Consider the following 21,588-nt stretch of genomic DNA (forward strand, 5'->3'; position numbering starts at 1 on the left):
GCCGTTTGGCCGGCGCCCCGCCGCGCCCCCTACTCAACCCTCGCGCATGTGCGATCGCGCGCATCTCGCCATGGTGGCCGCGCTTGTCCGGCGCCGTCCGCATGTTAGGGTTTCAAATACACCGACGTGCGATGTTCGAGGAATGTTGGATCTAGCGCCCCGAGACGAGATCAACCCGTCCGATACCGGTCTCCTGACGCTGATCGAAACGATCGAGGCGCTGTCCGCGACCCGCACCATCGCCGAGGTGGCCGACGTCGTCCGCAAGGCGGCGCGGCGGATCTCCGGGGCCGACGGCGTGGCCTTCGTGCTGCGTGACAACGATCAGTGCTGGTACTTCGACGAGGACGCGATCGGCCCGCTGTGGAAAGGCAAGCGCTTTCCGCTGACCGCCTGCATCTCCGGCTGGGCGATGCTGAACCGCCAGACGGTGGTGATCCCCGACATCTATCTGGACGACCGCATCCCGCACGACGCCTACCGGCCGACCTTCGTCAAAAGCCTGGTGATGACGCCGGTGCGAATGGAGGATCCCGTCGCCGCGATCGGCGCCTATTGGGCCAAGTCGCACACGCCCTCGCCCGAGGTCGTTCAGAAGCTGCAGGTCATGGCCCGCGCCACCGCCTCGGCCCTGGAAAGCGGCCGCCTGCACGACAGCCTGGTGGATTCCCGCCAGCACGGGACCTTCCTGCTGCAGGAGCTTGACCACCGGGTGAAGAACACCCTGGCCATCGTCCAGTCGATCTCGCGCCAAACCCTGCGCGCCAGCCCCTCCCCCGAAGCGTTCGCCGAGGTGTTCGAGAACCGGATCCTGGCGTTGTCGCAGGCCCACGAACTGCTGACCCGCCGCGCCTGGGGCCGCGCCGAATTCCACGACATACTGGACAAGGCCCTAGCGCCGTTCAGCCCCGACCTGGCCGATCGCTTCGACATCGTCGGTCCGGCCGTGACCTTCAGCGCCGAGACCTCGGTCTCGGTGCACATGACCCTGCACGAGCTGGCGGTGAACGCGGCCAAGCACGGCGCCCTGTCGACGCCCGAGGGCCGCGTGGTGATCCGCTGGACGGTCGACGAGGCCGCCACACCGCCGGCGCTGACCCTGACTTGGCGGGAGATCAACGGCCCGGCCGTCGCCGGCCCGCCCGAGCGCCGCGGCTTCGGAAGCCAGATGATCGAGCGCGGCCTGGCTCGCGACCTGAGCGGCAAGGCCAGCCTCGACTTCACGCCGCAGGGCGTGGTCTACACCCTGCGCGCCCCGCTTTCGCAAAGGATGAGTCTCGCCGCATGAAGCCGCCCAGCAAGGTGATGATCGTCGAGGACGAGGCGCTGGTGGCCATGATGGTCGAGGACATGCTCGGAGACCTCGGCTGCGAGGTCGCCGGCTCGTTCGGCGCTGTGACCGACGCTCTGGCCTGGCTGGGTAGCGGCGAACCGGCCCCCGATGGCGCGGTGCTGGACGTCAATATCGGCGGCGAGATGGTGTTCCCGGTCGCCGAGGAACTGCGCGAGCGCGGCGTGCCCTTCGTGTTCGCCACCGGCTATGGCGACCTGCCGCGCCAGGGCTTCGAGAGCATCGAGGTGCTAGCCAAGCCGATCAATGTCGGCGCGCTGCGGCTGGCGATCGGCAAGTTCCGGGCTGACTAGCTCGCTCCGTCGCCGCCCTCTCGCAGGAAATCGACGAAGGCTCGCAACGGCGCCGGCGCGCGGCGGCGGCTGGGATAGTAGAGGTAGAAGCCGCCGTAATAGGGGCACCAATCCTCCAGCACCCGAACAAGCTTGCCCGCCGCGATCAGGTCGGCGACCTGGTCCTCGAACGCGAAAGCCAGACCGACACCGTCCAGCGCCGCCTGGATCGACAGCTCCTGGTCATTCAAGATCAGAGGGCCGTCGACCTCGATGTTCAGCTCGACCCCGTCGCGTTCGAACTCCCAGGCATATTGACGGCCGCTGGCGAAGCGGAAGGGCACGCAGGGCAGGTCCTTCAGCTGTTCGGGCGTGACCGGCTTGGCATGGCGCTCGAAGAAAGCCGGCGAGGCGACGATGGCGGTGCGCTGGCGGCCGCCGATCGGCACGGCGACCATGTCCTGGGCGATGGTCTCGCCGAACCGCACCCCGGCGTCGCAGCCCTCGGCCACCATGTCGACCAGGGCGCCGTCGACGATGATCTCGACCTTCACGCCGGGCTGGAGCGCCATGAACCGGATCACCGCTGGGAGGAGGATCAGCTGGGCCGCGCCGCGCGAGGCGTTGAAGCGCAGCGTGCCCATCGGCTGGCCGCGGAAGTTGTTGAGGTCGTCCAGCGCGTCGCCGATGTCGCGGAAGGCCGGCGCCACCCGGCTGAACAGGCGCTCGCCAGCCTCGGTCAGGGCCACGCTGCGGGTGGTGCGGTTGACCAGGCGCAGGTCCAGGCGCTCCTCGATGCCGCGCAAGGCGTGACTGAGAGCCGAAGGCGTGCAGCCCAGCTCGTCGGCGGCGCGACGGAAGCTCTTGTGGCGCGCGATGGCCAGGAAGCTGGCGAGGTCGGCGGGGGAAATGGGCCGCATTGCTGAAATTCACTCACCGACTCGACGACAAGTGCGATGATCATCTCATCGAAGATCGGGGTCCAGATGGTTCCTCCGTCGCGATTTCGCCCAGAGTCGGCCCGAGCGATCGAAAAGTCGCCACGCTCTAGCGTTCGAACCGCAGGACCAGGATCTGGTTCGTCTGGTTGGCGTCGTAGTTGTCGTCCGAAGCCAGGACCAGGGTGCGTGTTCCGTCCTTCAGGCGCGGGCCCCAGGCCATCGCTTCCAGATTGTCGATCCGGATCCCCAGGCTATCGAAGTTCAGCAGCAGGCGCTTTTCCGCCGGCCGGACCGAAGTCGCCGCCAAGCTCTCGACCTTCGAGATGCTCTGGGCCTTGGCTAGGTCGGCCAGGTAGAGGCGGACGTGATAGCCGTAGCGGCCGTCCGCGCCCTTGATCCCAGACCGCTCCAGCACCAGCAGGCGATGGTCGTCCAGGGCCAGGATCTCGCTGACCCCATTGTCGCCGACTCCGACCGGCGAGGCGGCCTGGACGGGATCGATGCGGTAGGCGTACTGGGCCAGCGGCTTGCCCGCGCGATCCAGCCGGGTCAGTCGGACGAGGCCGCCCTCGGCCACCGAGGGGATCGGGCCGTCCTGGACCAGCGGCCCTTCCATCGATAGCCACAAGGATCGTCCGTCCACGGACCAGGCTAAGCCCTCGGTCGTGGCGTTCTTGCGCGCCCCGGTCCTGCCGCCCGCATGGAAGGTCAGGGCGTCGGGGACCACGATCCGGGCCACCGGCGTTCCGTCGGCCTTCATGCGCCGAACCGCTGGCGGATAGCCGTGGTCGAAATCGCCTTCGGTCGACCAGACGAGGTCCTGGCGCTCCTCTTCTCGGATTTGGGGATCGAAGCGGACCGACTCCCCGTCCGCCGCCTCGGTCCCGGCCTTGCGATCCGGGAACGTCGCTCCGTCCTCGCGCCGCAGCGGGATCATCTTTTCCAGTGTCGGCCCGCAGGGCTTGGTCGGACGGACATCGAGGCGGCCCAGGAAAATGTGCGACGGCCCGTGCTCGGACTTGTCGTCGCTGATGAACGCCCAGAGACCCGAGCGCGGATCGTGGTCGATGCCCGAAATACCGCCATAGCCACCGCCCTCGAAGACGACACCCTTGGGCGTCTCGCAGGCCTTGATCAGCGATACGCGCTCCTTGGCGACCGCCGGCGTCGCCAGCAGCAGGGCGGCGAACAGGACCCCCCTCATAGCCGCAGTTCCGGGACGACGATCGGTGCGTCGTCCCAGCCGGCCATGGCCACCCCCGCTCCGGCGCGCTCCACGGCGAGGCCGAGCTTGCGGCGGAATTCAGCGGGATCGATCGAGAACGGCTGGGCCTGCTGCTCGATCGCATGCAGGCGGGGGCGACCATCGGCAGGCAGGATGTAGCCGACGTCATGGCGACGGAAGTTGCCGATCCGCGACTGCACCTCGACCAGCCAGTTCAGCGATACAACCTGGCAACCGGCCGGTGACAGCAGGGCGTTGTGCAGACCCGAGCCGAACTCGCCGGCCACGACGCGGGCGCGCGAGAAGATCCGCGCCTGCTCCTCCCAGGGCAAGGTCTCGGGCCGCAGCAGGGTCAGGCCTAGGTCCTCGGCGATCCCCTCGATCTCGGCCTCGTTCTCCATCTCGCGGAACGATTGGGGCGTGCGGACGCCCGCGCGGCTGACGAACACCTTGTCGACGGCGCCGGACCGGGGCCAGGCCAGAGCCTCGCGCTCCAGGCTCCAGCGCAGGAAGTCGTGGAACCGGTAGTCCGTGTGCAGCATGTGCGGCAACAGGACCGTTCCGACCTCCACGGCCTCGCGCTGGGAGTTGTACGTGACGATCTCCAGGTCCGGAACGATCAACCGCGCGATGCGGCTCATATAGGCCGGCGCGCTGGCTGGCAGCAGCAGCGGCGCGACGACGCCGGCCGCCAGCAGGGCGCGGATCAGGAACAGCTTGGGATACATCTCGGTCAGCCAGTGACCCCAGACGTAGTTGAAGTGGGTGATCACGAAGGCCCGCGGCAGGCTCACGCGGATCGGCGCGTCGAAGGTCCAGGCCTCCGGCGTGATGGCGTTGTCGTACCAGTGTCGGATGTAGAAGGGGTAAGCCCCCTCGGCATAGACGTATCGACTGTCCAGTTTGAGATGCGCGCCGGGCCCGCCCGCGACGACGCGGTGGGCGACCAGCAGGTCGATCTCGGGCGCGACCAGGCCTTGTTGGTCGTGCAGCGCGTTCAGCAGGTCGCCGGCGCAGGGCCACAGCATCGGGCGCGGCGGGATCGGGCCGCTGGAGCCCATCAACAGGACACGCGCCGCGCGGTGCGCGCCGCCCAAGGCCTCGCCCATCGAGACCCGCTCGCTGGCCGAGATGTCGACCGAGGCGACCACGGCCTAGAGGCCGCCGTCCAGGAAGGTCAGGAACCCGGGCAGATCCAGCCGCCAGCGGAACTCCGAGGCCGGACGAAGCTCGCCTTCCATCACGATCTCGGTCTCGCTCAGCGGCGACGGCGCGAAGAAGGCGCGCCAATCGACGCCGACCAGCAGGGCGATGTTGCGCACCCACACGCCGATGAAATTGCTGGGCTGGATTTCGAAGACCTTGGTTCCGGGCTTGCAGAACAGGATGTTGGCCATGGCCGCGCCGGCGGGGGCGACGACCACGTCGGCGCGGTTGAACAGGGCGATTTGGTCGCGGATCGACCAGGCCTCGGGCCGGACGATCATGAAGCCTCGCGCTTCCAGCGCCGCTTCCAGTTCGGCCTCGTTGACCAGCACCCGCTTCAGCGAGCCTAGACGGCTGACATAGATCCGCTTCGGCGCGCCCGGGTCGTACGGAACCGCCGCGGCGGCCAGGATCCGCTCGCGCACGGCGTCCAGCGGCGGGCCGGGCGCATGCAGGAAGTGATCCATGGGCGTGGCGAATACCGCCTCATCCAGACGCGCCACGGGGGCGTCGATCACCGTTGGCATCGGCGCGTCGGCGCCCAGCAGCAGGGTCAGGAGCTCTGCCTGCCAGGGCAGCAGCGGCGGGCTGACGGCCGGGAAGGCCTCCAGCGCCCCAGCATGCTCGGCCGCCAACAAGGCCGGCAGGCAGTCGATCAGGAAGTGGCCGTAGTTGTGCAGGCCGCCCCAGGCCATGAACACCGTGGCGCGCGGGATGATCGGCGCCTCGGCCGGGGCTGAGAACACGGTGACCTCGCCCTCGCGTCGCGTGTGCGGCAGGGCCGCCAGGGTCGGGGTCAGGTACAGCGCCTCGTGCACCGTGCTCCTGAAGACCTGCCCGGCATCGTCGAACACCGCCCCGAAGGCCGGCGCATGCCAGACGTCCTTGACCCGCGCCAGGTCGACGGCCGAGCGCAGGGCGCCGCCGGCGCCGTCCGCCCAGCCCGGGACATCGACCCCGCCGCTCTTGCCCTCGAGCGAGGCGCGCGCCTCGGCGTCGCCGAGGATCGCGGCCTCGACCACCGGCCCGATCACATTCGGCGCCCCCGCCAACGGATCGGCGACGCGGACCAGGGTCTGGGCCTCCTCCACGACCGTCAGCGGGACACCCTCTGGCGGCGGGGCCTCTGGAACCAAGGTCTTCAGCTTGCGGCCCACCCGGCCGACAAGGCGGGTCAGCCTGCTCACAGCTCGAAACTCGCGCGGTAGCCGGCGCGGGCGACGATGGCGGCGGTCAGCCGCTCGATCGCGTGGGCCGTCGTGCCATCGACGCGGCCCAGTTCGGGCTCGAAGCCGATCTCGGCGTCGGTCAGGTCGGACAGCGGCGCGAACGCTTCCGTACGTCCCCAGAACATCGAGCCGGCCGCGAACGGCGTTTCGGGCCGCGGCTTGAGGCCCATGCGGGCCGCGAGCCGATCCACGGTGGCGCGGTTGTTGTCCATGACGTCCGGATCGCCGATCCGCATCCGCGCCTCCGACGAGGCCAGCAGGCCCAGTTTCGGATCCTGGGCGAAGGCGCGCAGGGCCAGGGCCGCCGCCTCGCCACCCAGCAGGCCGTCGACCAGCTCGGCCCGCCACTGGTCGCCCTTGGCGCGGTGCGGTGAGCGCTTGGAGTGCAGCTTGCAGAACACCGAATAGCCCAGGGCCCGCGCCCGGCGCAGGGCTTCGACGAACGGTCGGATGTCACGCCCGCGGTTCTCGGCGATGGCCAGATGCGCGGTCGGAAGGGCGGCGCGAACCCGGGCCAGATCCGTCTCGCTCCAGGTTTCGGGCACGGTGATCATCAGGTCCAGCACGTCGGCGGTCGCGGCCAGGCGCTCGGCGAACCAGTCGATCAGTTCCGGATAGAACAGATGCAGCAAGGTCACCGCCTCGGCGCGCTTGGCGAACCCCGCCTGGGCCTCGGCGACCAGCGGGTGCGCGTCGGTCAGCCGCGGCAGATAGGCGCCGAGCGCGGTGCGGGTCGCGTGCAGATAGCCGTGGCCGAACCAGCGGTCGGGCTCCAGATAGGCGCCCTCGCCCCACTCGTTCCAGGCATTGACGAAGACCAGCCCCTGGCCCTCGGGATGCTTTGTGTCCGCGTGCTTCAGGGCGCCCGACAGCCAATGCAGATAGCTCTCCGGATCGGCGCCGTGGAAGGCGTGGCCGGCCCAGGGCTTGCGGGCCTGGTTGTCCCAGCCCGGCATCACGCCCGGCACGAAGGCGGCGCCGGCCTGGGAGAGCTCGTCCAGCTTGTGCTGAACCACGGTCGGGTAATCGTAGACCTTGCCGGTGAAGTTCGGGTGCAGCGGCGTCACCGACTTGGTGATCTCGCCCTCGACGATGGCGTGCGGCGGGAAGTCGATGATCCCGTCGAAGCCGTGGCCGGCATGGTCCTGGAAACCGAAGGCCGTGGTGCACAGCAAATGCAGCTCGCCGACGCCCATGGCCCGCGCCTGCGCCCGCCAGCGGTCGGTGGTGGCCTTGGAATCCGGCAGGATCTCCGGGCGATACAGCACCAGCACAGGCTTGCCGCCGACCTTCAGGTAGCGCGGATCGCGAATGTAGCGGGCCATGTCCTCGAACACGGCCTCGTCGTCCTCCGGCGAGTGGTCCTGGCCCATCAAGATGTCGCTCTCGTCGCCATCCCAGCGCCGGGTCCAGTTCTCGTTGGCCCAGCAGAGGGCGAACGGCAGGTCCAGGGTCGGGTCGGCCAGGAAGAGCTCGATCGGCCTTTCCAGCAGCCGTTTGCCGGCGAACCAGTAGTAGTGGAAGCAGAAGGCGTGGACGCCCGCCCCCTTGGCCAGGTCGATCTGCTGGGCGATCACCTCGCGCTGGCGAAGGTCATAGAAGCCGAGATCGGCCGGCAGGCGCGGCTGATAGTGGCCCAGGAACTGCGGCTGGGCCTTGGAGACATTGGTCCACTCGGTGAAGCCCTTGCCCCACCAGGCGTCGTTCTCCGGGAACGGATGAAACTGGGGCAGGTAGAAGGCCACCACCTTCGGCGCCTCGGCCGGCAGGACGATCGGCGCGGCGATCGGGGCGGCATAGTGCGGGCTACGCAGGTTCTTCGAGACTTGTATCGCGTGGGTGTAGGCGGCGCGCAAAGGACCCGTGTCGCCGCCGCTCGGACGCGTCGCCCGCGTCCGGCCCAACGCGGCGCGTCCTCGCCGCCAGACCGCGCCAGCCGGCTTGCGCAGCGGCCCCAGCAGCGGCTTGATCGCCTGGATCGCCGCGCCCTTCAGGCCGCGCGGATCCTTGCCCAGGTCGCCGATGCGCGTGACCTTGAAGTCCGCGACGGTGAACGTGCACGCGCCTTCCGACGGATCCAGGCGCACGCCGGTCAGCTGCCAGCTGCGGGCCGGCAGCGAGGCGAACCAGCCGTCCGGGCCGGCCTTCAAGCGGGTGTAGGAGTCCTCCGAAAAACCGTCACCCCAGTCGGCGTAGAGGGCCGGACCGACCAGCTGGCCGTCGACGGCCTCGAGCTTGAGATCGATCCGCACGGCCTTGGCCGCGCGCAGACCCGTCCGCTCGGCGCGGGTTGGGGTCCAGATCATCTGCGGGTCGCCGCCAGCCGCCGCCAGGACCGTCCGGCCCTCGGCGTCGAGGCCCTGAACCGCGACATCGCGGCCGGGCTTCAGGCCAGTTGGCAGGCCGGCCGTCATGCCTTGCCCGAGAGGCGGGCCATCAGCCGCGCGAGGAAGCCACGCGGCGCGTTGGGGTCGCGCTTGCGGATGACCACCGCCGCCTGCCAGAAGCGCGCCGGATCGTCGACGTAGCGCACCACCTCGCCGCCGTACGGCGCGGCCTGTTTGGCCACGAACTTGGCGGTGACCGCCGTCTCGCCATAGACGTCCGGTCCGCGGTAGTCGCCACCGCCCGACGGCAGGTAGGCGATGCCCTCGTTGGCGAGATCGGCGCGCAGCTGCGGCAGGCGATCCTTGAAGACCGACAGCGCCGCCATCCAAGCGTTGTCCGAATCCGGCCGGATGGCCTCGACCATGTCGAGAAAGCGCGGCGGCTCAACCGTGAACACCAGCTGGCCGCCCGGAGCCAGCACGCGCAGCAGTTCGGCCAGCCAAGCGCGGAACAGCGGCGGCGGCAGGTGAGTGAACACCGAATAGGCGGTGATCAGGCGGAAAGCCCCGTCCGCGAACGGCAGCGGCTGGCCGTTGACGATGGTCTCGAACCGTCCCGGCAGGTTGGCGCTGGCGCAGAAGGCGACCATGCCCGGATCGATGTCGACCCCGACCATATCCTCGGCCTGGAAGTCGCGCAGGAAGAAGCGACCGATCCGCCCCCAGCCGCAGCCGAAGTCCAGATAACCCTTGCCGCTGGACCGCTTGTAGGCGCGGTCGCCCATGCTCTCCTGGGCGAAGGCGTAGAACTTACCGGCCTCGTCAAGCGCGTCCTCATAGGCCGAGCCGACGAATTGCCGCTGGATCTCAGGCGACGGGAAGTCCGGGAACACCAGACCGTCCTGGGCGCGCTCGGCGACCGAGCGCTTCAGGCGCGCGATCCAGGCGTCGGAGCCATCGCCCTGGACGTCTTCGTGGGCGAGCAGGCGGGCGGGGGCGTTCATGCGACTTGGGATTCCCGGTGGGCCAACCAGTCCTCGGTCGAGCCGAGGAAGACGATGCGGCCAGCCTGCAGCTCACAGACACGGTTGCAGACGCGGCGGACCAGATCGTGGTCGTGGGTGGCCATGACCATGATCTTGGCGTCCTCGACCATCCGGTGCATGCGCTGACCGGCCTTCTGCACGAAGGCCGCGTCGCCGGCGCTGAGCCACTCGTCCAGCACCAGGATGTCGGCCTCGAACTCGGTGGCGACCGAGAACATCAGGCGCGCCAGCATGCCGGCCGAATAGGTGCGGACCGGCAGGTGCAGGAAGTCGCCAAGGCCCGAGAACTCGGCGATCGCATCCACGCGGCTGTCGATCACCTTGCGCGACAGGCGGCGCATCAGACCCAGCTTGTGGATGTTGCGAAGGCCGGTGGCCTCCATGTCGATGCCGGCGTTGATGGCGATCATCGAGGTGATGTCGCCGTCGATCTCCAGCTCGCCGCGCGTCGGCGAATAGATGCCGGCGATCACCTTCAGCAGGGTGGTCTTGCCCGAGCCGTTGTGGCCGACGAGGGCGATGCGGTCGCCTTCGACGATCTCGAGGTTGATGTCCGACAGCGCCTTGACCGCGGCGACGTCGCCGGCGGCCTTGTACATCTTGCCGCCGACCGCCAGGTTGAACACGGCGCTGCGCAGCGACTGCGAGCGTAGGCTGTAGACGAAGTAGTCGAGGTCGACGTTCGTCAGCTTGATCCGGTGCGTCATCGCCCTGCTCCTACAGCCAGAAGACCACGCGCTTGCGGAACATGGCCAGCAGCGTCAGCGCGACCACCGCCAAGACGCCGGTCGTGCCCAGCGTCCACCACCAGTCGATCATGGCCGGAGCATGGCCGGTCAGCGGCGCGCGCAGCAACTCGACCTGATGGGCGAATGGATTGAGTTCGACCATCCTGCGCGCCTTGGGGCTCAGATGGTCGGCCGTCCAGAACACGGGCGTCACATAGAATAGCAACTGGACCACGTAGCTCATCATGTACGCCACGTCGCGGAAACGCGTCGAGGGAATGGCGATGATGAAGCCCTGAATGCAAACGATCAGCAGGATCACGATCAGCGCGGGGATCAGCGTCCAATGCGGAACCGAAAATCTGTGGAGCAGCAGCATCATCGTCCAGAAGGCGATCAGCTGGAACAGGAAGTTCGTCGCGGCCTTCTGGGCGTGCAGGAAGACATAGAAGGTCAAAGGCAGGCGCTGGCTCTGCATCAGGCCGGCATTGTAGAGGAAGATCGCCTGGGCCTCGGCCATGGCGGTTCCGACCAGTGACCAGGCCAATAGGCCGGCCACCACCTGCGGATAGCTCCCCATGATGTCCGCGCCCATCAGGGCGCTGACCAGGAAAGCCAGGGCGAAGGCGACGACCAGCAGGTTGCAGGCCATCCAGAACGGACCCAGGATCGAACGCTGGAAGCGCGACGCCGTCTGGTCCAGGCCGAGCCGCCACCACAGGGGCGCGAGACGGATCCCGTCTCCCACATCCTTTAGCGCCGCCATCAAGGGACTCGGCATTCGCGACCTTCCTTAGCGCCTCGCGGCGACCAGCAAGGCGCCTGCTTACAGAGCCCCGGGCCGCGCGACAATTGCTTTGGACGGTCGTCGAGCGCGGGTTTCCCAACTCGCGCTCGACCTGTTGCGTAAAAACTTTAGTCGAGGGCCTTTAAGCGCACGGCGGTCCCGCCGCCGGCGGCCATGTCGAAGTCGAGGCTGTCCTTGGCGGTGACGATCCTTTTCTCGACCGTCAGGGCGCTCGGGTTGGTGCGGAAGTCGGCCCAGGGACCGTCGCGATAGATCTGCGCCTCGTAGCGCTTGCCCGGCGCCAGGAAGTCCAGCTTCTGGGTCAGCTTGCGCGGCTGCTCGTCGGTCAGGGCGCCCAGGTACCAATCCTTGGCTCCACGCTGCTGGCGAGCGACGACGATATAGTCGCTAATCTGCCCCTGCAGGGTCTTCGAGGTCTCCCAGTCGGTCGGTACGTCGCGGATGAACTGGAAGGCGTCCGGTCGGGCCTCGTAGTTCTCCGGCAGGTCGGCGGCCATGTGGATCGGACTGTAGAGCACGACATAGAGAGCCAGCTGGGTGGCGATGGTCGACTGACCGCGCCGGGTCAGCTCGGTCTTGCCGTGGACGACGTCTAGGATCCCCGGCGTGAAGTCCATCGGCCCGGCCAGCATCCGCGTGAACGGGATGATCACCGTGTGCTCGGGCGGGTTGGTCGGATCGCCCCAGGCGTTGAACTCCTGCCCCCGCGCACCCTCGCGGCTCAGCATGTTGGGCCAGGTGCGGCGCAGGCCGGTGTCCTTGACCGGCTCGTGGGCGTCGATCGAGATCCTGTGGCGGGCCGCGACCTCGGCGACGTGCAGATTGTGGCGGACCATGTACTGGCCGGCGAACCACTGCTGCTGGCCGTCCTGGTCGAGGATCGTGCCGCTATGACGAACATAGCCGGTCTTGACCTGCGAGACGCCGACGCTCTCGTAGAGCTTCATGGCGTCCTCCAGCTGGGCCTCGTAGTTGGGCACCGCGCCGGCCGTCTCGTTGTGGCCGATCAGCTTGACGCCCTTGGCCTTGCCGTAGTCGGTGACCGCTTTTAGGTCGAAGTCGGGATAGGCCTCGGTGAAGCTGAACTTGTCGCCGTTGGCGATCCAGTCGCCGTCCCACCCCTTGTTCCAGCCTTCGACCAGCACGCCGTCGAAGCCGTACTTGGCGGCGAAGTCGATGTAGCGCTTCGTGTTCTCGGTGGTCGCCCCGTGGATCGGGCCGCTGCCCCAGGTCGAGCGCTGCAGGTGCATCTCCCACCAGACGCCGACGTACTTGCCCGGCTTGATCCATGAGGTGTCGGTCAGCTTGCTGGGTTCGTTGAGGTTCAGCTCGATGCGGCTGTCGGCCAGGGCCCCGGCGCTATCGCCGATCAGGACGGTGCGCCAGGGCGTGATGAAGGCGCCGGTCTTCTTGGCCAGGGTTCCGTCCGGCCACGGCATCAGCTTGGCCTTGTAGGTCCCGGCTCCATCGCCGGCGAGCAGCATCGAGGGGAAATCGACCAGGGCGGCCTCATGGAACGACAGGTGCAGCCCGCCCAGCTCTCCCTCATTCCTTTGGCGCATCGTCAGCGGCGTCTCGGCCAGGGTGATGCGGCGAGCGTCGGTCTGCTTGTAGAGATACTCGTCGCGTTCCTGGCCCAGGGCTTCGTACCACCAGGCGTCATAAGCCCCGACGGGCTTGAACTCGGTGCGGTCGTCGACAACCGAGACGGCCTGCGCGGCGGGAACGGCCGTGTAGGCGTAGCGAAAGCCCAGACCGTCGTCGAACAGCCGGAAGGTGACGTCGAAACTCTTGTTCAGCGGCGTGTCGCCGGCCAGCGATACGGTCAGCTCCGCGTGGTTGTCGCGGATGACCCGTTGCTCGCCCCAGGGCTGCTCCCAGGTGGTGTCCGAGGCCGAGCGTTTTGCGGCGGTGATTCCGCTGATCCGCGCCTGCGGCTCGCCGGCGAAAGACAGGCCCATCGGGGCCGGCGCCAGTACGACCTTGCCGCCCTTGCTCACCTCGTAGAGGGCTTGGCCATCTCGGGTGAAGACGCACACCTCGATCACCTTGCCCGGCGACTGGGCGCACTCGCGTTCCGCGGCTTGAGCGATCGCCGGGGAGGCCAGGACGGCCAGCAGGGCGAGGGTTCGTAAGCTCATCGGACGGTCTCTTTCGAAAAGGGCGCCCCGGCTCCGCAGGAAAGGGGCCGGGACGCAGGGGGGAGAACTTGGACCGCCTCGATGAAGCCATTGGCCGTCAGACGGCCAATGGCGGGATCGGCCGCGCCGCCGCCCCGACCCAGCAGGCCGGCGTGGAGCACGTGGCCGCGATAGACGATCAGCCGGTTGAACACGGCTTCGACCGCGTCGATCAGGTCGTAACCGGGCGTGTCCGCGCCAGCGAAGGTCGTGCGGCCCTCGGCCAGTTCGGCTTGGACGGCGGCCGCGTAGGCGTCCTGGCGCGCGGCGTCGACCGACTCGAAGCCGGTGGCTTGGTGGCGGAAGAAGCCCGTGCCGCCGAACGCGCCCCGGCAGAAATAGTGGACCATGGCCAGGCGGTCCGGGTCGGGCGCATCCAGGTGCGGCAGGGTCTGGACCGGGGTCGCGGCCTCGACTGGCGTGGTGGCCAGGGCGAAAAAGCCGAAGAACTTCAGCACGGCGCTGGCGGATACGTCGAACGCCGCTTCGATTGGGCCGCGAAGGGCGGTGACCACCGTGCGGTAGTAGGCTTCGGGCAGATTGGCGTTCAGGCCTGGATAGTGGGTGTGCGGCGGCCGGTAGAACTCGGCGGCGCGGGCGGCGTCGACCATGGCCCACGGGTCCGCCAGCACGTCGTCGACCACCAGCAGCGGCTGGCGCTCCTGGCCGACATGGCGCAGGCGGACGCTGATGTTGGGCGCGAGCAGCAAGGGTTTGACGGCGGCCGCGACGCTCATGTCGGCGACCTCAGCACGGCCATCCTCAGCTGCTGCTTCAGGGCTGTGCGCTGGACGGAGCTCAGAGTCCCCAGCGCGCCGCGCAGGCCTTCGGGGATGTGCGCCGTCGCCTCGCCGCGCTCACCGAACACGTAGGCCGCGAACATCTCGCGCCAATAGGCCTTCTCGCCCGGCGGGAGATCCTTCAGGGCCAGCAGGGCGATCTGGAAGACATCGACCGCTCGCTCCAGCCCGACGGCCGTGTCGCCCCACCAGTAGTTGACCATGGCGTTATAAGGTTCGAGCGAAGTGACGTGGTGCCACCAGTGCTTGGGCATGAAGAGGGCGTCGCCGGGCTCCAGCCACGCCACGCGGGCGGCGGCGTAGGCGTCGCGATAGCGGGGGAAGCGGGCCAGGTCCGGCCCTTCCGGATCGACCAGCGACAGCGGCGGTGGATTCTCCAATGGGCCGACATAGAGGTTGCTGACTTGCTCGGGCGGGAACAGCACGAAGCGCCGGCGGCCGGAGAGCACGCAGGCCAGATTGTGGTCGCGATCGTTGTGGGTCTGGGTCCGCAGCGGCCCGCCGACCCAAAGGCGCGGCATGACCTTGGCCGAGACCAGCGGCATCGGGTTCTGCCGCACGAACTCGGGCATATGGGTGGCCAGGGGCAGCATTTGGATGGCCACGAACGGCGCGTCGGGTTGGCCCAGCAAGGCCTCGATCCGGTCCAGGGCTTGGCTGATCCCGGCGTTGCGCTTGGAGAAACTGAACTCGCGCAGGTCGGGGCCATAGGCGTACCGGCCCCGGCTGCTGGCCGGCGCTTCCATGACCGGGCCCGGCAGGCCACTGTCCATGGCCTTGAGATAGGCGTTCATCGTCCCCGGCGAGCGACCGGCCGCCAAGGCGGGCCAGGCGTCGACCAAGCCCTTGATCACCACCGGCGCTTCGGCCGCGATCAGGCGCTCGAAGGCTTCCGGCGACGGCGCGGCGACGGCGGCCACGCGCGGCAGGGCCTCCAGGCTCAAGGCGGGATCAATAGCGAGACCGCTATCCAAGGGCGACCTCCGGCGGCGTTCGACCGCAGAAGCTTTCCAGATAGAGGTCGTGGGTTGGCTGGCGTTCGACCTGGCTCTTGATGAAAGACAGGATGCGGCGGAACTCGTGCTTGATCAGCTCCGGCGCGGTGGTGTCGATCAGGGGCGCATGGCTGTCGGGCGTGACGCCGTGGCCGACGAACAGCGCCCGCCAACTGTCGTCCGGAAAGCTTTGGTGCTCGAACGGCGCGATGTCGCCTCGGGCGCGGAACAGAGCGATCATATGAGCCAGGTCGGGCGACGGCGTCGCCTGGCGGGCCAAGCTCCAGAAATCCGAAACGCCGTAGCGGTTCAGGACATGGTGCAGCTGCTGGAAGTCGCGCACCCGCTCGAACCGCTCGCGCATGGCCCTGTTGTAGGCGCCCCGCTCGAACCGCCATTCGGCGGAGACCGGGAACAGGCCGAGCAGCTGGACCAGGCCCACCTGCACCGCGTGCAGCTCGACGCCGTGCAGCGGATCGAAGGCGCAAGCCGCCTCGCCGATCGCGACGACGTTGCGCGCCCAGGCCGACAGCCTCCGGCCAGGGTCGGAGATGGCCACCGAGGCGTCCTTCAGGGGCAGGCCGGAGGCGGCGCTAGCGGCTTGCAGCGCTTCTTCATCCGTACACAGATCACCAGCGTAAGCCTGGACGATGTGGGCCCGGTTCTGGGTCGGGTGCAAGGCCGTCCAGCCCCTGGCCCAGGCGCGAACCTCGCCATAGGCCGGGATCGAGGCGAAGGCCGGCGCGACCGCGGTCAGCACGCGATCCGCCGGAAAGACCTCGCGCCAGGACTCCCGGCCGACGCCCAGCGCGCCGCCGATCAGCAGGGCCTCGGCGGTGGTGTCGATGAAAAGGTCGCCGACAACCCTGCGATCTTCGTCGAGGTTGAGCGCGATCACGTCGCCGCCCTCGCCGTGCTCAGCGGAAACGCTCACCGACCGATACGTTTCAACACCTCGGCGGACGGCCAGGCTCTTGAGCACGCCGGCATAGGCCTGGGCGGGCAGGTGATAGCCGTACTCGCAGCGCCCGAAGATCTCGATCTCGTCGTCCTGCAGCACGAAGCGGCCATGCCGCGCCGCCGCGGCGGTCAGCGAGAAGTCCGCGAACTCGGCGTTGAGGCCCAGTTCTCGCGCCTTCAGCCAGTAAGCGAAGAAGTCGCGGCCATCGATCGACGCGCCGTGCGTCCCATGGGCGTGGAAGAAGGCGGGCGCCTTGCCCGCCAGGTCGGTGAAGTTGCCCCCGAGCGAGAACGTCCCGCCAACCATCCGCAACAGCGCCGACTCGTCGAGGCCCAGTTGGACATGCAGGGCCTCCAGCGCCGGCAGGGTGGCATGGACGCTGGCGGACGTCAGCCGGCTGGGCAGCTCCACCGCCGTGACCGCCACCCCGGCCGGCTCCAGCGCGACGCGCAGGACGGCGGCGGACAGCCACAACGGCGCGTCGCGACCCACGACCACGACCTTGTCGGGCCCGCCGGTCATTGCGCCACCGCCTTCAAGGGCGCGGGCTCGGCGCCCCCCGGACAATACCGCGCCACGAAGTCGGCATGCGAGGCCATGGTCGCCACATTGGCGGCGATCCGCGTCTCGAGATCCTTCAGCTTGGCGCCCAGCACGTCCAGCGGCATGGCCTCGGCCAGGCGGTCGTAGGCGCGCGGCATGAGCCCCTGCCCTTCCAGCACCGACAACCAGCTGTCGCGCGAGAACAGCCCGTACCTGTAATCCGGCAGGTAGGCGCGGCCCTCCCACAGGGCCAACGTCTCCTCCAGGCTGGCGGGGATTTCCATCGTCCGCACGTGATCCCACAGCGGCTGTCCCACGCGCTGGTTCAGGCGATAGTGCAGGATGAGAAAGTCGCGGATCCGGTCGTACTGGATTTCGAACAGCCGGTTGAACTCCGCCGATAGGCGCGGATCCATGCCCGTTCGCCGGGTCGGCATCAGATTGATCAGATCGATCACCGCCGCCTGGATCAGGAAGATGCTGGTCGACTCGAGGGGCTCCAGGAAGCCGCTGGCCAGGCCCATGGCCACGACATTGCCGGTCCAGCCGGCCCTGCGGCGACCGGCGGCGAAGCGCAGCAGCTTGGGCTCCATCCGAGCCGGGCCATCCAGCTGAGCCAGCAGGGTGTCGCGGGCTCGATCTTCGTCCATGAAGGCGCTGGAGAACACATAGCCGTTGCCGGTGCGATGTTGCAGCGGGATGCGCCAAATCCAGCCGCCCTCCTGGGCGGTGGAGCGGGTGTAGGGGCTGAACTCGCCGGCTCTGGCGCACGGGACCGCCAAGGCGCGATCGCACGGCAGCCACTGGGTCCAGTCCTCCCATTCGGCCTTCATCAACCCACCCAGCAACAGCGAACGGAAGCCGGTGCAGTCGATGAACAGGTCCCCCTGGACGCGCTCGCCCGACTTCAGGGTCAGGCCCGTGACGTGGCCGCACGCGCCGTCCTGGGCGATGTCGGTGACCATGCCCTCGACGCGGGCCACGCCCCGCGCGGTCGACCATCGCCGCAGGAACGCCGCGTAGAGGCCGGCGTCGAAATGATAGGCATAGGCATAGGTCGAGCGGATCGACTTCTGGTCCTCGTTCGGAAACTCGAAAGCGGCCGCCCGGCTGGCGACCACCGCATAGGAGTAGTCCTGCAGTGGCGCGGGGTTCAGGCCGTTGCGCTCCGCCCGCGTCCAGTGATGCTGGAAGTCGACGCCCGCCCACGGCTCGCCGAACGCGCCGAACGGGTGGACGTAGGCGTCGCCCTGCCGGCCCCAGTTCCGGAACTCGATGCCGAGCTTGAAGGTCCCCTGCGTCTCGCGCATGAACTGGACCTCGTCGACACCCAGCATGTCGTTGAAGGTCTTGATGTGCGGCAGGGTCGCTTCGCCCACGCCGACGGTCGCGATCTCGTCGGACTCGACCAGGGTGATGGCGTAGTCGCGCGGGTCCAGCAGGCGCGACATGCCCGCCGCGCACATCCAGCCCGCCGTGCCTCCGCCGACGATGACGACCCTGAAGGTGTTTTCGTCTGTCCGCATGCTCGGACCTCAATGGAGTCCGGCGCCGCGACGAACGCCGCGGCGCCGGGCCTCTCGCCCCTAGTACTTGAAGCGCACGCCGAACTGGACGCGACGGTCGTTGCGGATCCAGCCGGTGTCCTTCTTCACGGCCTTGGCGCCAGGCGTCAGGCCGGTATCGCCGAACACCTGCTGCTGGAACACCGAGGTGGTGTTGAGCAGGTTCGAGCCTTCCAGCGAGACCTCGATCTTGTCGTTGACCGACCAGCGGACCGAACCGTCCAGGAAGCCGGCGGCCTTCTGGTAGATCGGCATGCCGATGCAGCAGTCGAGGTTGTTGGTCAGGAAGGCCGAGCGCCAGTTGTAGGCCAGGCGCATGGCGATCGGGCCTTTCTCGTACAGGCCCACGATGTTGTAGGCGTTGTCCGAGATGCCGGCGAGGCGGTGGCTGTCCATGACCGCGCCGTTGACCTGCAGGCCGCCGCCGAAGGCGACGGTGCCACCCGCCGCGTAGCCCGGCTGGTTGGCGAGATTGGAGTTGCTGATCCCCGACTGCTTGGTGTGGGTCCAGTTGGCCTGCATGCCCAGGCCGCTCCAGATCCCCGGCAGGAAGTCGAAGAAGGTCTGGTAGGCCAGCTCGAAGCCCTTCAGCTCGCCGCCGCCGTCGCCGTTGCGCGGGCCCCGCACCAGCACGTTCTGCGTCGCGCCGTTGTTGGTGAACGAGCGCAGGAATTCGCCGTAGGCGATGCTGCCGTTCAGCTTCTTGTAGAACACCGCCGCCGTGAACGAGCTGCTGGGCGTGAAATAGTTCTCGTAGGTCACGTCGAACTGGTCGGCCGTGATCGGCTTCAGCGCCGCGTAGCCGGAGTCGGCGTTGAACTGGAAGTTATAGCCCTTGACGTTGGCCGCGGTATGCGGGCCGGCCGGGTCGTTCCAGATCACGAACGGCGAGTCCGGCGTCACATTGATCGCCGGCGACTGCACGCCGACGAAGTTGCGCAGCAGGCCGAAGTCCGGTCGCGACAGGGCGCGCGAGGCGGCGAAGCGAACGAACTGCTTGTCGGTCAGGCCGAAGCGGATGTTGAAGCTGGGCAGCCAGTTGTCATGCGACTTGCCGAATTCGTTCAGCGACGAGCCGCCGTTCGAGAAGGCCAGCAACTCGGGCTTCAGCCAGCACGAGATGTTGGTCACCGTTCCAGGCGCCAGGGGCGCTGAACACGGCGTGGCCCCCGCGGTCGCGTACCAGGTGTTGGTCGGGAACGCCACGCCGCCCGAGCTCTCCAGCTCGGTGTGGACGTAACGGACGCCGACATTCCCCGTCACGCCGACGCCATTGAAGATGGTGGCCCCGTCACCGCCGAAGCGCAGCATGGCGTAGGCCGCCTTGGTCTTCTCCTCGACCTTCAGCATTTCGGGCGGGATGAAGCAGCCCTCGGTATTGGTCGTGCGCTCGCACAGCGGGGTCCACTGCATCGGCGAGTTGGTCGTCTTGCCGGAGAGCGCCTTGATCAGCCCGTCGTGGTCCGCCAGCGTATCCTTGCTGAGGAAAACCATGTCGCCGTTTGGGAACACCTTGCCGTTGTAGAAGTCGCCGAGGCCGGCCGTGGTCCAGATGCCCGCGCCGTAGCCCTTGAAGGTGTCGGTGCGGCCGCAGGCGGCCGGGTACGGGGTCGGGGCGGTGTTGTCGACATTGAAGCCCGGGCCATTGCAGTTCCACGGCGCGGCCACCGGCGACCAGTTGTAGGTCGAGTAGCGGACGTTCTGCTTCCGGTCGGCATAGCGCACGCCCACCTTCAGCGAGTTCAGCCAGCCGCCATTGCCGAAGCTGTATTCAGCGTCGGCGCGCAGGGCCAGCTCCTTGGCGTCGTTGTCTTCGTAGTGATCCTGGATGAACGGGATCCAGTAATTGTGCGGGTTGGCCAGGCCGCCCGGCGCGTAGTTGACGTTCGAGCCCGGCAGCAGGGTGATCTGCGGCGTGCCGTCCTTGTTCACCTGGTACTTGGCGTCGGCCATCGTCCGGTTGGCGACCAGGATGTCGTAGTTGTTGGTGTCGGCCTTGATGTACTGGCTGTCGAAGCTGGTCTTCAGCTTGTCGCTGACATCCCAGTCCAGGTGCATCGAGAAGTCCTTGGTGCCCTCGGAGTGGTTGAAGTTCCGGGCCTGGTTCTCGATGTAGAGGCCCTCGCGCTGGGTGGCGCAGGCCGGCGCGCCAGCGCCGCAATAGTTGACGAACGGCAGGCCGGGGACGGCGGAACCCCGGGCGATGTTGTCGGCCGTGCTGCCGCCCCAGTCGCCGGTCGGCTGGGTCAGGACGCCCGAGGTCAGCATGCCGTCGGCGCCGAAGGTGAAGGCCGATGTCCCCGCCGCCGGGGCGATGAACGCGGTCGTCTGCGGCGAGAAGGCCGGCGAGGCCCACAGGCCGAACATGCCGACGTTCACGCTGCGCTCGAGCCAGGCGTTCTTGTAGTAGCTGTCGTTGTACTGGGCCGAGAAGCGGACGTTGCCTTCGTTGTTCTCGTACTGGAAGGCCAGGGCCGTGCCGTGCCGCTTACGGTCGTAGACGACCTGCGAGTAGTTGACCTGGTCGGGGATGAACACCCAGCTCGACCCGCCGTACGGATTGGCCGTACAGGCGATCGTCCCGTCCGACTTGACGATCGGCTTGCCGCTGGCGTCCTGGTATCCGGCCGAGCAGAACGTGCCCAGGCGCTGCATGACCACGCCTTCGGTCTGGGTCAGGACGTGCGAATTGGCGTAGTCGGCCAGCAGACCGATGCGGCCGATGCTGGTGTCCCAGGTCTTCGAGATGATGCCCGAATACTCGTAGGTCACCTTCTCGGACTTGTCGCCGTAGTTGGCCTTGGCCGTGATCGAGACCACCTGTCCCTTGCTGTCGAACGGCAGGCGGGTGCGCAGATTGACCGTGCCGGCGATGCCGCCCTCGATCATCTCGGCCGTCTGGTTCTTGTAGCTGTCGACGCCGGCCATCAGCTCCGGCGAGATGTCGTTGAAGTTCAGACCGCGATTGGCGTCGGCCGAGAAGCTGTCGCGGCCGTTGAACTCGGTGCGCACCTGGGTCAGGCCGCGGATCAGCACGCTGGCCGGTTCCGCCGAGAAGTGCGAGCTGTCGTCGCTGGACTGCAGGCGCGAGACGGTGATGCCGGGCACGCGTTGCAGCGCCTCGGCCACCGACTTGTCGGGGAAGGCCCCGATGTCGGTCGCGGTGATCGAGTCGACCACCGTGTCGGAATTCTTCTTGATGTTCTGCGCGGTCTCCAGCGACTTGCGCACCCCGACCACGACGACCTCATCGACAGTGTCGGTCGGGTCGCTCTTGGCGGTCTCCTGCGCATAGGCCTGGCCAGCCACACCGAGCGCGCAGAGCGCCACCAGCGAAACAGTCCCCCGCAGGACGGTCTTCCGGCCTGGGCCGAAATCGAACTTCCTCATCCCTCTGCTCCCTAACGTCTT

General features: G+C 68.1%; 16 protein-coding genes. 2 read left to right on the plus strand and 14 right to left on the minus strand.

Annotated elements, in window-relative coordinates:
• The first annotated feature begins 142 nt into the window (after positions 1-142).
• Together ABIC66_RS01255 and ABIC66_RS01260 are read left to right on the plus strand one after the other, a co-directional pair.
• Positions 143-1,288 (plus strand): sensor histidine kinase, encoded by a 1,146-nt coding sequence (locus ABIC66_RS01255; RefSeq protein WP_354067464.1) that lies wholly within the window; start codon positions 143-145, stop codon positions 1,286-1,288.
• The gene (locus ABIC66_RS01260; RefSeq protein WP_354067466.1) at positions 1,285-1,644 is read left to right on the plus strand and encodes a response regulator; all 360 of its coding nucleotides are present in this window, start codon (positions 1,285-1,287) and stop codon (positions 1,642-1,644) included. Before ABIC66_RS01255 ends, ABIC66_RS01260 begins: the two co-directional genes overlap by 4 nt.
• On the opposite strand, the gene ABIC66_RS01265 is transcribed toward ABIC66_RS01260, so the two are convergent.
• The 14 genes from ABIC66_RS01265 to ABIC66_RS01330 all read right to left on the minus strand — a co-directional run bounded on the left by ABIC66_RS01265 (position 1,641) and on the right by ABIC66_RS01330 (position 21,567).
• Positions 1,641-2,543, minus strand: a complete 903-nt coding sequence (locus tag ABIC66_RS01265; RefSeq protein WP_354067468.1) for a LysR family transcriptional regulator — start codon at positions 2,541-2,543, stop codon at positions 1,641-1,643. The genes ABIC66_RS01260 and ABIC66_RS01265 overlap by 4 nt on opposite strands.
• Positions 2,544-2,670: 127 nt before the next feature.
• Positions 2,671-3,768 (minus strand): esterase-like activity of phytase family protein, encoded by a 1,098-nt coding sequence (locus ABIC66_RS01270; protein WP_354067469.1) that lies wholly within the window; start codon positions 3,766-3,768, stop codon positions 2,671-2,673.
• Positions 3,765-4,940 carry a glycosyltransferase family 61 protein gene (locus tag ABIC66_RS01275; RefSeq protein WP_354067471.1) on the minus strand — a complete coding sequence of 392 codons (1,176 nt, stop codon included), beginning with the start codon at positions 4,938-4,940 and terminating at the stop codon, positions 3,765-3,767. Before ABIC66_RS01275 ends, ABIC66_RS01270 begins: the two co-directional genes overlap by 4 nt.
• 3 nt (positions 4,941-4,943) lie before the next feature.
• Positions 4,944-6,182, minus strand: a complete 1,239-nt coding sequence (locus ABIC66_RS01280) for a glycosyltransferase family 61 protein (protein WP_354067473.1) — start codon at positions 6,180-6,182, stop codon at positions 4,944-4,946.
• On the minus strand, positions 6,179-8,638 hold the full coding sequence (locus ABIC66_RS01285) for a glycoside hydrolase family 99-like domain-containing protein (RefSeq protein WP_354067475.1): 2,460 nt from the start codon (positions 8,636-8,638) through the stop codon (positions 6,179-6,181). Before ABIC66_RS01285 ends, ABIC66_RS01280 begins: the two co-directional genes overlap by 4 nt.
• Positions 8,635-9,555 (minus strand): class I SAM-dependent methyltransferase, encoded by a 921-nt coding sequence (locus ABIC66_RS01290; RefSeq protein ID WP_354067476.1) that lies wholly within the window; start codon positions 9,553-9,555, stop codon positions 8,635-8,637. Before ABIC66_RS01290 ends, ABIC66_RS01285 begins: the two co-directional genes overlap by 4 nt.
• Positions 9,552-10,304, minus strand: a complete 753-nt coding sequence (locus ABIC66_RS01295) for an ABC transporter ATP-binding protein (RefSeq protein WP_354067478.1) — start codon at positions 10,302-10,304, stop codon at positions 9,552-9,554. Before ABIC66_RS01295 ends, ABIC66_RS01290 begins: the two co-directional genes overlap by 4 nt.
• Before the next feature lie 10 nt (positions 10,305-10,314).
• A complete protein-coding gene (locus tag ABIC66_RS01300; RefSeq protein WP_354067480.1) occupies positions 10,315-11,106 on the minus strand; it encodes an ABC transporter permease in 792 nt (263 codons plus the stop codon).
• Positions 11,107-11,240: 134 nt separating this feature from the next.
• Positions 11,241-13,274, minus strand: a complete 2,034-nt coding sequence (locus ABIC66_RS01305) for a glycoside hydrolase family 97 protein (RefSeq protein WP_354067482.1) — start codon at positions 13,272-13,274, stop codon at positions 11,241-11,243.
• A complete protein-coding gene (locus ABIC66_RS01310) occupies positions 13,271-14,050 on the minus strand; it encodes a DUF6445 family protein (RefSeq protein ID WP_354067484.1) in 780 nt (259 codons plus the stop codon). The genes ABIC66_RS01305 and ABIC66_RS01310 overlap by 4 nt, the downstream gene beginning before the upstream one ends.
• Entirely contained in the window at positions 14,047-15,087 is a 1,041-nt protein-coding gene (locus ABIC66_RS01315) for a cupin-like domain-containing protein (RefSeq protein ID WP_354067486.1), read from the minus strand. Before ABIC66_RS01315 ends, ABIC66_RS01310 begins: the two co-directional genes overlap by 4 nt.
• Positions 15,080-16,591, minus strand: coding sequence for a tryptophan 7-halogenase (locus tag ABIC66_RS01320; protein WP_354067487.1), 1,512 nt, complete (start codon positions 16,589-16,591; stop codon positions 15,080-15,082). Before ABIC66_RS01320 ends, ABIC66_RS01315 begins: the two co-directional genes overlap by 8 nt.
• Positions 16,588-18,138 (minus strand): tryptophan halogenase family protein, encoded by a 1,551-nt coding sequence (locus ABIC66_RS01325; protein WP_354067489.1) that lies wholly within the window; start codon positions 18,136-18,138, stop codon positions 16,588-16,590. The genes ABIC66_RS01320 and ABIC66_RS01325 overlap by 4 nt, the downstream gene beginning before the upstream one ends.
• A 60-nt stretch (positions 18,139-18,198) precedes the next feature.
• Positions 18,199-21,567 (minus strand): TonB-dependent receptor, encoded by a 3,369-nt coding sequence (locus tag ABIC66_RS01330; RefSeq protein ID WP_354067491.1) that lies wholly within the window; start codon positions 21,565-21,567, stop codon positions 18,199-18,201.
• Between the last annotated feature and the right edge of the window lie 21 nt (positions 21,568-21,588).

This window comes from Caulobacter sp. 1776 (assembly GCF_040545685.1).
GTDB lineage: Bacteria > Pseudomonadota > Alphaproteobacteria > Caulobacterales > Caulobacteraceae > Caulobacter.

Coding starts and splice junctions, on each gene's coding strand:
- ABIC66_RS01300 (WP_354067480.1), bottom strand. CDS start 11,106: ATGCCGAGTCCCTTGATGGCGGCGCTAAAGGATGTGGGAGACGGGATC.
- ABIC66_RS01305 (WP_354067482.1), bottom strand. CDS start 13,274: ATGAGCTTACGAACCCTCGCCCTGCTGGCCGTCCTGGCCTCCCCGGCG.
- ABIC66_RS01290 (WP_354067476.1), bottom strand. CDS start 9,555: ATGAACGCCCCCGCCCGCCTGCTCGCCCACGAAGACGTCCAGGGCGAT.
- ABIC66_RS01330 (WP_354067491.1), bottom strand. CDS start 21,567: ATGAGGAAGTTCGATTTCGGCCCAGGCCGGAAGACCGTCCTGCGGGGG.
- ABIC66_RS01325 (WP_354067489.1), bottom strand. CDS start 18,138: ATGCGGACAGACGAAAACACCTTCAGGGTCGTCATCGTCGGCGGAGGC.
- ABIC66_RS01320 (WP_354067487.1), bottom strand. CDS start 16,591: ATGACCGGCGGGCCCGACAAGGTCGTGGTCGTGGGTCGCGACGCGCCG.
- ABIC66_RS01255 (WP_354067464.1), top strand. CDS start 143: ATGTTGGATCTAGCGCCCCGAGACGAGATCAACCCGTCCGATACCGGT.
- ABIC66_RS01310 (WP_354067484.1), bottom strand. CDS start 14,050: ATGAGCGTCGCGGCCGCCGTCAAACCCTTGCTGCTCGCGCCCAACATC.
- ABIC66_RS01295 (WP_354067478.1), bottom strand. CDS start 10,304: ATGACGCACCGGATCAAGCTGACGAACGTCGACCTCGACTACTTCGTC.
- ABIC66_RS01265 (WP_354067468.1), bottom strand. CDS start 2,543: ATGCGGCCCATTTCCCCCGCCGACCTCGCCAGCTTCCTGGCCATCGCG.
- ABIC66_RS01285 (WP_354067475.1), bottom strand. CDS start 8,638: ATGACGGCCGGCCTGCCAACTGGCCTGAAGCCCGGCCGCGATGTCGCG.
- ABIC66_RS01260 (WP_354067466.1), top strand. CDS start 1,285: ATGAAGCCGCCCAGCAAGGTGATGATCGTCGAGGACGAGGCGCTGGTG.
- ABIC66_RS01270 (WP_354067469.1), bottom strand. CDS start 3,768: ATGAGGGGGGTCCTGTTCGCCGCCCTGCTGCTGGCGACGCCGGCGGTC.